Here is an 11,584-nt window from a genome sequence, read left to right as displayed (position 1 = left end):
TAAAGCCGTTTGTCTCCACCCGCGTAGCGGGTGGTTTAAAGCTGGCCGCTGCGCGGCCAGCAGACTAAAGTCTTGAATAACAAGCGCCCCGGAAAAGCGGGCGCGCTTGCGGGCACGGGCGACAGCAACGTCCCCCTGACAGCAGCCGCAGCAGCACTCGCCGCAGCCGGCGCCGGCCTTGTCGCCTACAGCGCCCGTCGCACGGCGCTCGAAAACGACACCGCCGATGAGGTCAATTCTGATAAGCCTCACTAGCTCTCAGTTGCCTTTGCGAGAGACACCGACTCGGCTCATCGAACATCAAATGGGCTGGTTCTGGATACCCAGAGCCAGCCCATTACGCATTAGATATCGTCAGTGGAGTCGAGTTCTGCCTCGAGCTTGGCACGGCGTCTTTTCGCCGTGAAAAACGTTGCGCACAGGACAGCAAACGTGGCCGCGAAAATCGTCGCGCCGCAGAACACGCCCGTGGCCAGGTTCGCCAACCAAAAGACGCTTTCGAGCGGCACGATCTGCGCCTCAGCGATACAGCGCATTGCGGCAATAACAAGCGCGAACGCGGCGCCGCTAAGACCGCTGAGAAGCAGGAAATATCCAACAGGAAGATACTCGGTTTGCCCAAAACGATTGGTATCGACATAGCCCTTCCGCGTTTGCAGTCCTGCGCAAATCAACATCACGAGAACGAGCCACAAATACATGGCTGCCTCGAACGGCGTTGCAAAGCCATGCGGCATTTCACTGGCGTCGCTGTGAACCCACGCAACCTGTCGAGCTATAAACTGGTAGAAAAAGATCATCAACATGCCAAACGAAAGCAGCACGAAACCAATCTTGTAGATCTTCGCGCTCTCAGCCTCCAGGCGCTCATCCTTTGGGCCGGCATATTCACGCCACTTTTGCACGAGTTTTAAATCTTCAAATTTCATAGCGAACTCCTAAAGAGCGTCAGGGTCGACGTCGCTCTCGTCTTCCCAAAACAAGTCGTTCAACGTAACGCGTAGCGCTTTACAGATTGACACGCACAAATTGAGCGTGGGGTTGTAGCCGCCCGCCTCGATCAGGCCGATGGTCTGGCGCGTAACGCCCACGGCCTCGGCCAAGTCAGCTTGCGAAAGGCCAACCGCCGCGCGCGCCGCCTTCATGCGTAGGTTCTTTTTGCCCGGCATGGAGTTCCTTTCGTAGTAATGGACAGATATCCGTTGCAACATGACACATATATATTGCATCTATCAGCCAATGTCAACTATATCTGTCATTACGGAAACCATATCCGCCATCGCTATGCGGACATAGCAATTTCGATTCGCTATTCAAACTTACTCGGACAGAACCGACTCGGATTTGTCCGAGTAAACGCTGTTCCACCAAATTCCGAACGATTGTTCGATGGATTTCGTGTTGGGTGGAATCGTCTGTGGGTTGGGCTATGCTACCTTGACTATCTATATGACTTAAACGCAGCAAAGGAGCACCGAGAGAGCGAGTATGGCAAAAAACACCGCAAACTATGGTAACGACAGTATCCGCCAGCTCAAGGACGAGGAGCGCGTACGCCTGCGCCCCGCCGTCATCTTTGGCTCGGACGGACTCGATGGCTGCGCGCATGCCGCCTTCGAGATCCTGTCCAACGCCGTTGACGAGGCGCGCCAGGGCTACGGCAAGCTCATCACCCTTACCGCCTTTCGCGATGGCTCTATCCAGGTAGAGGACAATGGCCGCGGCTGCCCTCTCGACTGGAACCCCTCCGAGAAGCGCTTTAACTGGGAACTCGTCTTTTGCGAGCTCTATGCCGGCGGCAAGTACAACAACAACCAGGGCGGCGACTACGACTTCTCGCTCGGTACCAACGGCCTGGGCTCGTGCGCGACCCAGTACGCCTCCGAGTACATGGATGTCACGGTTTGGCGCGACGGCAATAAGTACTCCCTGCACTTTAAGAAGGGCAAGGTCGTCGGCGCCAAAAAGAAGGCACTCGAGATTGAGCCCAGCGACGAGAACCGCACCGGCACCACCATCAAGTGGCGCCCCGATCTTGAGGTCTTTACCTCCATCAGCATTCCCCACGATTGGTATCGCGAGACCATGCGTCGTCAGGCCGTGGTCAACGCCAACGTGACCTTCCGCCTGCGCATTGAGGGCGACGATGGCGAGTTTTCCGAAGAGGACTTTTGCTATCCCAAGGGCATCGAGGACTATGTGCTCGAGAAGGTCGGTACCGACTACCTTACCGAGCCTTTCTTTATCGAGGCCGACCGTCGCGGTCGCGACCGCGAGGACCTGCCCGACTACAACGTAAAGATCACCGCGTGCATGTGCTTCTCGCGCACCTTCATGATGCAGGAGTACTACCACAACTCATCGTGGCTCGAGAATGGCGGTTCGCCCGAGAAGGCCGCTCGCAGCGCTTTGACCAGCGCCATCGATGCCTACATTAAGCAACAGGGCAAATACAACAAAAACGAGAGCGGCATTAAGTGGCAGGATGTCCAGGACTGCCTGGTACTGGTGACCAACTGCTTCTCTACCCAGACGTCCTACGAAAACCAGACTAAGAAAGCCATCAACAACCGCTTTATCCAGCAGGCCATGACTGCCTTCTTTAAGGAGCGCCTCTCGACCTACCTGATCGAGAACAAGGACGCCGCCAATAAGATCATGGAACAGGTGCTCATCAACAAGCGCTCGCGCGAGAACGCCGAGAAGACGCGTCAGAGCATCAAGACCAACCTGCAGCAGAAGACCGACATGGCCAACCGCGTGCAGAAGTTCATCGACTGCCGCTCCAAGGACAAGAGCCGTCGCGAGATCTACATCGTAGAGGGCGACTCGGCAGCAGGCGCCATTCGCACCTCGCGCGATGCCGAGTTCCAGGGTGTTATGCCCGTCCGCGGCAAAATCCTCAACTGCCTGAAGGAGGACTATCCGCGCATCTTTAAGTCCGACATCATCATGGACCTTATGCGCGTGCTGGGCTGCGGCGTGGAGATCAAGGACAAGCGCATCAAGAACCTTGGCGCCTTCAACCTGGACAACCTCAACTGGAACAAGGTCATCATCTGTACGGACGCCGACGTCGACGGTTATCACATCCGCACGCTCATACTCACCATGCTCTACCGCCTGGTGCCCACACTTATCGACGAGGGTTACGTGTATATCGCCGAGTCGCCGCTCTACGAGATCAACTGCAAAGAGAAGACCTACTTTGCCTACACCGAGCTCGAGAAGAACGGCATCCTCAAAGAGATCGGCGACCAGAAGTGTTCCATCAACCGCTCCAAGGGTCTTGGTGAGAACGATCCGGACATGATGTGGCTCACCACCATGAACCCCGAGACGCGTCGCCTGATCAAGGTGGAGCCCGAGGACGTCGCCAAGATGGAAACTATGTTCAACCTTTTGCTGGGCAACGACGAGGCAGGCCGCAAGCGCCATATCTCCGAGCACGGCAAGGAATACCTGGACCAGCTGGACCTGCAGTAGCAGTAAATCGATAACGACGGCCCATAAGAAGTTCAAGAGGATATCGTGGCAAAGAAGAAGACGAAGAACCAGCCAAAGAAAAAGCAGGTTAACGCCGAGAACGTCATCGGCCTGCACTCCGAGGTCACCGACCAGCCGATCACGCAGACGCTCGAGGTCAACTACATGCCCTACGCCATGAGCGTCAACGTCTCGCGTGCGTTCCCCGAGATCGACGGCTTTAAGCCCTCGCACCGCAAGCTGCTCTACACCATGTACAAGATGGGTCTGCTCAAGGGCGAGCGCCAGAAGAGCGCCAACATCGTGGGCCAGACCATGAAGCTCAACCCGCACGGCGATGCCGCGATCTACGAGACGATGGTGCGTCTGGCAACCGGCAACGAGGCGCTGCTCGCCCCCTTCGTGGAGTCGAAGGGCAACTTTGGCAAGTACTATTCGGGCGATCTGAGCTACGCCGCCTCGCGTTATACCGAGGCCAAGCTCTCCCCCATCAGCGCCGAGATCTTCAAGGACATCGACAAGGACCCGGTCGACTTCGTCGACAGCTACGACGGCGCCATGAAGGAGCCGCGTCTGCTGCCCACCACGTTCCCCAACATCCTCGTCTCGGCCAACAAGGGCATCGGCGTCGCCATGGCGTCCGACATCTGCGGTTTCAACCTCAACGAGGTCTGCACCGCCACGATGCACTACCTGCAGGATCCCGACTGCGACCTGCTCGAGTACATGCCCATGCCCGACTTCTCGACCGGCGGCGAGATTATCTATCGCCGCGAGGAGATGGAGAAGATCGTCGAGACCGGCCTTGGCAGCTTCCAGATTCGCTCCCGCTGGCGTTGGATTCCCGAAGAGCGCATCATCGAGGTCTACGAGATCCCCTACACCACCAAGACCGATGTCATTATCGAGCGCATCGTTAAGCTCTCCAAAGAGGGCAAGGTCAAGGAGATTGCTGACATCCGCGACGAAACCGACCTCTCGGGTTTGCGCATCGCCATCGACCTTAAGCGCGGTGTCGACCCCGACAAGCTCATGGCGAAGCTTTATCGCTCGACCACGCTGCAAGACTCGTTCTCGTGCAACTTCAACGTGCTGGTCGACGGCTACCCCCGCGTTATGGGCGTGCGCCAGATCTTGCACGAGTGGGTCAAGTGGCGTATTGAGTCCACGCGTCGACGCATTAACTTTGACCTGGGCAAAAAGTCCGAGCGCCTGCACCTGCTGCACGGCCTCGAGGCGATTCTGCTCGACATCGACAAGGCGATCGCCATCATCCGCGGCACCAAGCTCGAGGCCGAGGTCGTGCCCAACCTTATGAAGGGTTTCGACATCGACGAGACCCAGGCCGAGTTTGTTGCCGAGCTTAAGCTCCGCAACATCAACGAGGAGTACATCCTCAACCGCACCAAGGACATTGCCAAGCTTGAGGGCGAGATTGCCGAGCTTGAGGAGATCCTCTCCAGCGAGGAGAACATCAAGAAGGTCATCAGCGACGAGCTGGCCGCGGTCAACAAGAAGTACGTGATGCCGCGCCGCACGGGCAGAATCGAACCCCATGAGGTTATCGAGGTAAGCTTGGAGCCCGAGGTCGAGGAGTACCCGGTCACCATCATGCTCTCGCGCGACGGCTACCTTAAGAAGATGACGGACCGCGTGCTCAAGAAGGCGACCACGCTCAAGTACAAGGACGGCGACAGACCCTTTATCGAGTTCCCGTCCTCCAACACCCACGAGCTGCTGGTCTTTACCAACAAGAGCCAGGTGTACAAGTGCAAGGTCGCAGCGTTTGAGGACACCAAGTCGGCCCAGCTGGGCTCGTACCTGCCGACCGATCTTGAGATGGAACCCGACGAGAGCGTCATCTGGGTCATCGACCCCGAGGACTACAAGGCCGACGTGCTATTCGTCTTTGAGAACGGCCGCGTGGTGCGCGTCGCGCTTTCTGGATACGTCACCAAGACCAACCGCAAGCGCCTCAAGAACGCCATCTATGGCGGCAGCAAGCTGCAGTATGCCCAGGTGCTCAAGGAAGATCGCGACATCGCGCTGGTCTCGAGCGACTACCGCCTGATGAACTTCAACACGTCGTTGCTCAAGACCAAGACGACCACCAACACGCAGGGCGTCCAGGCCTTTACGGCCAAGAAGGGCCGCTCGGTCACCACTGTCGGCACAACCGAGGAGATTCTTGGCGCCGGTGTCTCGGCCGAGAAGTTCACCGCGCAGAGCCTCCCCTCAGCCGGTGCCCTCATGAAAGAAAACGACATGCCGAGCCTGTTTGATTAACAGCCGTCTGGCCGGTTTCGACAGCCCAGCTCCCTTGAAACGCAGCAAGGCCCGAATGGTTCAAATGAACCTTTCGGGCCTTGTTCGTTATTGGAAATGCGCGCTAGGCAAGCTTGCGAGCGAGCTCTCGCACCTCTTCCAACTTGGGCGACGATGCCATGCTATCGCGCTCGGTCATACCGCTGATGGTGACAATGCCCAGGTCCTCCCACTTGCAGTACGCGCAGGTTGACTTGTACATAGCGATCGCCGCATCATAGACGCCCTCACTGTGACTATCGAGTAAAAGGGCCGTCTTGGTGAACGGGAAGCCTGTAGCACCGAAGGCGTACAGGCGGTCAATGGCAGCTTTCTCCTGCGCAGTGATATCAAACCAGTAGATGGGCGAAGCGAAGACAACCATGTCGGCGTCTTTCAGCGACTCGATCACGCCGGCCATGTCGTCCTTTTGCACGCAGGTGCCCTCATGGGCAAAGCAGTACTGGCATCCCAGGCAGCCGGCGATCTTTTTGCCGGCAACGCGGATGACCTCGACCGTATTGCCGCCCTCGCGCGCGGTCTCGGCAAACGCCTCGACCATGGTGTCGGTATTGGCGCCCTTGCGCGGGCTGCCGCTCAATACAACGATATTCATAAGAATCTCCCTTCTTCATGCCGCAGGCGCACGATGATTCGGGACAGGTTTTCGTTAGCACCCTCGTAGCGGTTCTCCGCCCCCTAAGCAGCGCGTCCGCTACGAAACGACCGTCTTGTAATAAGCGCCGAAGTCTGCCAGCGAGTCCACGACGGGCATCATCTGGCGGCCGAGCTCGGTAAGGCCATACTCAACGCGGGGAGGATTCTCGCCATAGTCGTGGCGAAAGACCAGCCCATCATCCTCCATCTGCCGCAGGCTGTCGGTAAGCACCTTCTGAGAGATCCCCTCAAGGTCGCGGCGCAACTCGTTGAAACGCCAGGGGCGTACGCGCAAGTTACGGATAATGAGCAGCTTCCACTTGCCGCCAATGAGCGCTACCGCCGTTGCGACCGGACACTCCGGAAGCTCCTCTTTCGCCACCACGGGAGACCCAACCTCCTTGACCATACCGGTTTCACAAAAAAGTACGCAGTTACAAATATGTGCGTACTCGTATTTGCATGCGCCTTCGCGTTGAATATAACTCACGCAGGAGATGCCTGCAAGGTAAATCAACCCAAAGAGAGGAACCATTATGGCTAATTATGCAAAGACCCACATCGGCAATGAGAGCCGTGTCGAGCTGCACGAAGTGCTCGGACTTACCGGGGCAGAGGTGAGTGTCAACAATCTTCCCGCCGGCGCTGGCGTCCCGTTCGTCCATGCACACAAGGAAAACGAGGAGATCTATGGCGTGCTCGAGGGCGCGGGCTCGGTCACGATCGACGGTGAGGAAATCGAGCTTGCAGCCGGCGACTGGCTGCGCATTTCCCCCGCCGCACACCGTCAGTTCCGCGCCGCATCCGACTCGGGCATCACATACGTCTGCATTCAGGTCAAGCAGGGATCCCTTGATGCCTTCACAGCCGACGACGCTATCATGTTCTAATTCGCGATCGGTGTGCAAGGGGCCGATACCGCCCGCATGCCCCCTTCGGAATAGGTGCTGAGCAGCTCCTGGGCGTGGGCGAACTCGGGCCCTCGCCTCCAACCGAGCAGGCGGTTGACCGCGAGATTTCCCTGGACGTTGTGAACGAAGAGCAGATAGGCGTCCTCGCGCGAGAGCCCGGTCTCCTCCATGATCGAGGGAACCATCTGCTCAGCGCCGCGCTCGACGACGCGCTGTGCCACCCGGGCGTATGCATCGTCATCCGAGTAGAGCAGATAATAGTCATCGTTTGCCGGCGGGCGCTGGCAGAGAGCCTCCGCCTCCGTTCCCTCAAGCGGGGGCGCCGCCGCCAGGGCCTCGTCGATAAGTGCATCAAGCAGCGCGAACTTGTCCTCGTAGTGCAAATAGAACGTGCCGCGGTTGATATCGGCACAGCGGCAAATATCCGCCACCGTCATCTTCGCGAAGCCGACCTCGGCCAGCAGCGCAAAGAACGCCTCCCGTATGACCGAAAGCGTATAGCGTCGGCGACGATCGATCTTCCCCGATTCCATGGCCCCTCCAATTGCAGCGCTCAACAATATCCAGAAGCCGCTCGTTTATCGACAGCAGCTTGAAACTGTTCATTGCTCTGACGCAAATCAACACTGATACTTTTTATAGACACCTGTTCATTGTAGTTGAAAGAGAGTATCAAGTGACTCTATACGAGCGGCTCGTTATCGAACTCACCAACCAATCGTTTTCCCATCAGGCCGCCTACCGCACCGGCGGCACGCCCTATGAACTGAGTGCCCGCGAGCCCGAGCGCTACGACCAGCAAATCGAAACGTTTGCCCGCATGATCGATGAAGCCGATTGCGTGCTTGTAGGCGGGGCCTCTGGGCTCTCCGCGGCGGGCGGCGGCGACTTCTACTACGAAGACAACGCGACCTATCGCAGGCATTTCGGCAAATTCGCCGAGCGCTACGGTTTCAGGGGCGCTTTTGAAGGGTCGTCCTACCGCTGGCCCACCGCCGAGTCGCGCTGGGGCTACCTTGCCACCTTCCTCGACACCACGCTCAACGCCCCGCTGCGCGAGCCCTACAAAGATCTCGACGCCATTCTTACCGAGAAAGACTTCTTCGTTCTCACCACCAACCAGGACACGCAGTTCATGAAAATCTACCCTTGGGAGAAGGTAGCAGAGATCCAAGGCGATCACCGCTTCTTCCAGTGCTCCCACTGTTGCACCGGCGAGGTGTGGGACGCGGTCGAGCCGGTCTCCCGCATGGTAGAGGCCATGGGAGACGGCCTTGAGGTTCCGACAGAATTCGTGCCACGCTGCCCGCACTGCGGGGCAGAGGCGTTCCCTTGGGTTCGCGGCTACGGCAACTTCCTGCAGGGCGAGCTCTACGAGGAGCAGTACCGCAAGGTGTCCGACTGGCTCGACGCGCACGCGCGGCAGAGGATCCTTTTCCTCGAGCTGGGCGTGGGCCGCATGACGCCTGCGTTTATCCAGGAGCCGTTCTGGGCCCTCACGGCGCAGTTGCCGCAGGCTGGCTACATCGCCGTGAACAACAGGACGCAGTTTCTCCCCCGTGCAATCGAGGATCGGGGGCTCGCCGTTCGTGCCGATATCGCCGACGTGCTCGCCGACGTGCGCAAGACGCTGGGTAGGTAGCGCATGGAAACGGTAAAAGCGGTTCGTATCGGCCAGGCACTTGCCGAGGCGGATCTTATCATCATCGGCGCCAGCAACGGGCTCGACATGGCAGAGGGGCTCAACCTCTTCTACGCCGATGCTCATTTCCAAGAAGCGTACGGAGACCTCGCCCAGGCTGATGGCATCGGCTGCATACTGCAGGGGCTCACCTCTCCGGATGCAAACGTGCGACGCCGATGGGCCGATCGATTCCATCAAAAGGAGTATGTCGAGTATGAGCCCGGCCCAATCATGAACGGGCTGCGGCATCTTACGGAGCACGCTGATACCTTCGTGATCACATGCAATATTGACGGGCACTTCGCACGCGCAGGGTTCAACGAGAACCACGTGCTCGAGACGGAGGGGAGTACGTGCACGTCGATTGACGAGCAGCGTCTCGCCCACCCAGATGCCCTCGCCATGGCGCAGCTCGAAGATCTCGCGCACCTTGTGCAAGCGCATCGCAACCACAAGGTTGCCATCCTCGAACTTGGCGTGGGGCTGCGCAACGGCGTCATAAAGCGCATGCTCGCTCGGGTCGCGAACGCCTGCGAACACGCCACCTACATCGTGTTCAACTACAGTCAGGCTCTGACGCCCGACGCTTCGTGCGAGACAATTCTCGTTGACGGCGATATGACCCCGGCTTTCGAGGAGATCGTTCGATGCCACCTCTAGAAAGAGAAGCGATGAGGCTTCGAAGCCTCATCGACGATGCCGACGCCATCATCGTCGGCATCGGCTCGGGTATGTCGAGCGCCGCCGGGTTCAACCATTACAACCATGCGGGCATGACGTGTGCCGGAATGGCGGACTGGCAGAAAGCCTTTGGCTTCAAGAGCCTTTTCGACGGCTTCTATCACCTCTACCCCAGCCTCGAGCAGCAATGGGCCTACTACGCGCGATACATCGATTTCATGCTGCGCGAGCCGGCCTCACAACCCTATCTCGACCTGCGGTCCCTCATCGGCCATAAGGATTACTTCATCCTGAGCACCAATGTGGACACCCAGGTCGAAAAGGCCTTCCCCGCCGAGAGGACCTGCAACTACCAGGGGAGCTTCGCATACCTTCAGTGCAAGCAGCCATGCTGCGACGAGCTCTTCGACGCGAGCCCCTACGTTGAGCGCATGATTGCCGGGATGGAGAGGTTTGAGGTACGCAGCGAGGACGTTCCCCGCTGCCCGCATTGCGGCTGGCAGCTTGTGCCGTGGGTGCGCGACGACACATTTCTGCAGGGCGCGGCATGGCGCGAGAGTATCGAACGATATGAGCGCTTCGTGCGCGAGCGCAGCGATTGCCGCGTGCTGTTGCTGGAACTTGGCGTGGGCGAAATGACCCCCGGTATCATCACGCTCCCATTCTGGAGCATGACCGCAAAGCTGCCGGATGCGCACCTGCTGAGCGTAAACATCTCGGGCGACTCGGCTCCGCTGCAGCTCGGAAGCAAAGCAGAGGCGATCCAGGCCGACTTGCGCACCCTGCTCTCGGTGGCGCGGGTGGGAGACGAGTAACGTGGCGAGGCTTTTGCGCTTTCATCAGCCCGGACATCACGCCCATAGAAGCGATGGCTCTGATTCGGGTGTCAAAGTTTAAGCCTCCTTGTCAGCCGCTGTAAGGTATTCCTCGTCGTCCACGGGCTCCAACCACTCGTTGGAGGTCTCCTCGCCCGGAACCTCCAGCGCGAGATGGGAGAACCAGCTGTCGGGCGCGGCTCCGTGCCAATGCTTTACGCCCGCGGGAATATTTACTACATCGCCAGGGCGCAGCTCCTGTGCCGGTTTACCCCATTCCTGGTAAAACCCTCGACCAGCCACGCAGACAAGGATCTGTCCGCCGCCGCTTTTGGCGTGATGGATGTGCCAGTTGTTGCGGCAGCCGGGCTCGAACGTCACGTTGTAGACGCCGACCTGATTGGTGGAAAGGGGCGCGAGGTAGCTTTGCCCGATAAAGTACTTCGCAAATGCGTCGTTGGGGGCGCCGATAGGAAAGGCCATCTCGTTTTGGTGCTTAGCTCTTGCATCAGCAGCATCGCTATCCGCCCAGACCTCCTTCGCCATGCGAAAGGCCGCCCACGCCTTGGGCCATCCTGCGTAAAACGCCGCATGTGTAAGGATTTCCGCTATCTCCGTCCTGGTCACGCCATTGTTCTTTGCGGACATCAGATGATATTGGAACGAAGAGTCCGTCAGGCCCTGCGCCATCAGGGCCACCACCGTCACGATGCTACGGTCCCGCAGGGAGAGCTCGCCCTCTCGGCTCCACACCTCGTCGAACAGCACATCGTCGTTGAGCTGTGCGAATTTGGGGGCGAAGCCCCCCAGGGCATCTCTACCCGCCGTCTGCTTAATTGCCATGATCGATTTCCTCCTATCGATGGTTCTGGACACGAATCTGTCTCCGCGCGACCAAGTAGCCCGCCTAGATTTCCATGCCCATTCGTTGCGCCCACTCTAGAACGGGATGCCCGACGATATCGCCCACACCGTTCACGCCGCCGGCGAATACCGTTTTGTCCATTACGGACCACCCCTTGCGCTACCGATTTATATTGACGAAA

13 protein-coding genes are annotated in these 11,584 nt (G+C 58.6%); 7 read left to right on the top strand and 6 right to left on the bottom strand.

Translation table 11 applies throughout. From position 1 onward, the window contains the following. Window positions 1-72: 72 nt before the first annotated feature. The gene (locus I2D57_RS03120) at window positions 73-255 is read left to right on the top strand and encodes an LPXTG cell wall anchor domain-containing protein (protein ID WP_229055595.1); all 183 of its coding nucleotides are present in this window, start codon (window positions 73-75) and stop codon (window positions 253-255) included. A gap of 89 nt (window positions 256-344) precedes the next feature. On the opposite strand, the gene I2D57_RS03115 is transcribed toward I2D57_RS03120, so the two are convergent. Further along, the gene (locus tag I2D57_RS03115) at window positions 345-929 is read right to left on the bottom strand and encodes a hypothetical protein (RefSeq protein WP_195361430.1); all 585 of its coding nucleotides are present in this window, start codon (window positions 927-929) and stop codon (window positions 345-347) included. Window positions 930-938: 9 nt separating this feature from the next. Continuing rightward, on the bottom strand, window positions 939-1,169 hold the full coding sequence (locus tag I2D57_RS03110; RefSeq protein ID WP_195361429.1) for a helix-turn-helix transcriptional regulator: 231 nt from the start codon (window positions 1,167-1,169) through the stop codon (window positions 939-941). Between the two features lie 319 nt (window positions 1,170-1,488). On the opposite strand from I2D57_RS03110, the gene I2D57_RS03105 reads away from it, so the two are divergent. Next, window positions 1,489-3,486 (top strand): DNA gyrase/topoisomerase IV subunit B, encoded by a 1,998-nt coding sequence (locus I2D57_RS03105; protein WP_195361428.1) that lies wholly within the window; start codon window positions 1,489-1,491, stop codon window positions 3,484-3,486. A 45-nt stretch (window positions 3,487-3,531) separates the two neighbouring features. Continuing rightward, the gene (locus I2D57_RS03100; RefSeq protein ID WP_195361427.1) at window positions 3,532-5,772 is read left to right on the top strand and encodes a DNA gyrase subunit A; all 2,241 of its coding nucleotides are present in this window, start codon (window positions 3,532-3,534) and stop codon (window positions 5,770-5,772) included. A gap of 103 nt (window positions 5,773-5,875) precedes the next feature. Here I2D57_RS03100 and I2D57_RS03095 read toward each other — a convergent pair whose 3' ends face one another. Together I2D57_RS03095 and I2D57_RS03090 are read right to left on the bottom strand one after the other, a co-directional pair. Next, the gene (locus I2D57_RS03095) at window positions 5,876-6,406 is read right to left on the bottom strand and encodes a flavodoxin family protein (protein WP_195361426.1); all 531 of its coding nucleotides are present in this window, start codon (window positions 6,404-6,406) and stop codon (window positions 5,876-5,878) included. 99 nt (window positions 6,407-6,505) lie between these two features. After that, window positions 6,506-6,856: a winged helix-turn-helix transcriptional regulator gene (locus tag I2D57_RS03090; RefSeq protein WP_229055594.1), complete on the bottom strand. Its 351-nt coding sequence runs from the start codon at window positions 6,854-6,856 to the stop codon at window positions 6,506-6,508. Between the two features lie 127 nt (window positions 6,857-6,983). Between I2D57_RS03090 and I2D57_RS03085 the strand changes: the two genes are divergently transcribed. Beyond that, entirely contained in the window at window positions 6,984-7,337 is a 354-nt protein-coding gene (locus I2D57_RS03085; RefSeq protein ID WP_195361425.1) for a cupin domain-containing protein, read from the top strand. Here the strand turns inward: I2D57_RS03085 and I2D57_RS03080 are convergent. Then, window positions 7,334-7,891 (bottom strand): TetR/AcrR family transcriptional regulator, encoded by a 558-nt coding sequence (locus I2D57_RS03080; protein WP_195361424.1) that lies wholly within the window; start codon window positions 7,889-7,891, stop codon window positions 7,334-7,336. The two genes, I2D57_RS03085 and I2D57_RS03080, sit on opposite strands and share 4 nt — an antisense overlap. Window positions 7,892-8,034: 143 nt before the next feature. Here I2D57_RS03080 and I2D57_RS03075 point away from each other — a divergent pair, with 143 nt between their 5' ends. Genes I2D57_RS03075 through I2D57_RS03065 form a run of 3 tightly spaced genes read left to right on the top strand, consistent with a single transcriptional unit; the run spans window position 8,035 to window position 10,538 of the window. Further along, on the top strand, window positions 8,035-9,000 hold the full coding sequence (locus I2D57_RS03075; RefSeq protein WP_195361423.1) for an SIR2 family NAD-dependent protein deacylase: 966 nt from the start codon (window positions 8,035-8,037) through the stop codon (window positions 8,998-9,000). A gap of 3 nt (window positions 9,001-9,003) precedes the next feature. Then, entirely contained in the window at window positions 9,004-9,702 is a 699-nt protein-coding gene (locus I2D57_RS03070) for an SIR2 family NAD-dependent protein deacylase (RefSeq protein ID WP_195361422.1), read from the top strand. Between the two features lie 11 nt (window positions 9,703-9,713). Continuing rightward, window positions 9,714-10,538, top strand: coding sequence for an SIR2 family NAD-dependent protein deacylase (locus I2D57_RS03065; protein WP_195361421.1), 825 nt, complete (start codon window positions 9,714-9,716; stop codon window positions 10,536-10,538). Between the two features lie 78 nt (window positions 10,539-10,616). Here I2D57_RS03065 and I2D57_RS03060 read toward each other — a convergent pair whose 3' ends face one another. Then, window positions 10,617-11,381 carry a carboxymuconolactone decarboxylase family protein gene (locus I2D57_RS03060; protein ID WP_195361420.1) on the bottom strand — a complete coding sequence of 255 codons (765 nt, stop codon included), beginning with the start codon at window positions 11,379-11,381 and terminating at the stop codon, window positions 10,617-10,619. Between the last annotated feature and the right edge of the window lie 203 nt (window positions 11,382-11,584).

The organism is Collinsella aerofaciens, assembly GCF_015553355.1.
Taxonomy (GTDB): Bacteria; Actinomycetota; Coriobacteriia; order Coriobacteriales; family Coriobacteriaceae; genus Collinsella; species Collinsella aerofaciens_V.
This window is presented reverse-complemented; position numbering and strand designations above follow the sequence as displayed.

What these genes read in the sequence shown, in the direction of transcription:
- I2D57_RS03065 (WP_195361421.1), top strand. Translation starts at nt 9,714, where the DNA reads ATGAGGCTTCGAAGCCTCATCGACGATGCCGACGCCATCATCGTCGGC.
- I2D57_RS03110 (WP_195361429.1), bottom strand. Translation starts at nt 1,169, where the DNA reads ATGCCGGGCAAAAAGAACCTACGCATGAAGGCGGCGCGCGCGGCGGTT.
- I2D57_RS03085 (WP_195361425.1), top strand. Translation starts at nt 6,984, where the DNA reads ATGGCTAATTATGCAAAGACCCACATCGGCAATGAGAGCCGTGTCGAG.
- I2D57_RS03115 (WP_195361430.1), bottom strand. Translation starts at nt 929, where the DNA reads ATGAAATTTGAAGATTTAAAACTCGTGCAAAAGTGGCGTGAATATGCC.
- I2D57_RS03060 (WP_195361420.1), bottom strand. Translation starts at nt 11,381, where the DNA reads ATGGCAATTAAGCAGACGGCGGGTAGAGATGCCCTGGGGGGCTTCGCC.
- I2D57_RS03095 (WP_195361426.1), bottom strand. Translation starts at nt 6,406, where the DNA reads ATGAATATCGTTGTATTGAGCGGCAGCCCGCGCAAGGGCGCCAATACC.
- I2D57_RS03070 (WP_195361422.1), top strand. Translation starts at nt 9,004, where the DNA reads ATGGAAACGGTAAAAGCGGTTCGTATCGGCCAGGCACTTGCCGAGGCG.
- I2D57_RS03080 (WP_195361424.1), bottom strand. Translation starts at nt 7,891, where the DNA reads ATGGAATCGGGGAAGATCGATCGTCGCCGACGCTATACGCTTTCGGTC.
- I2D57_RS03105 (WP_195361428.1), top strand. Translation starts at nt 1,489, where the DNA reads ATGGCAAAAAACACCGCAAACTATGGTAACGACAGTATCCGCCAGCTC.
- I2D57_RS03090 (WP_229055594.1), bottom strand. Translation starts at nt 6,856, where the DNA reads ATGGTCAAGGAGGTTGGGTCTCCCGTGGTGGCGAAAGAGGAGCTTCCG.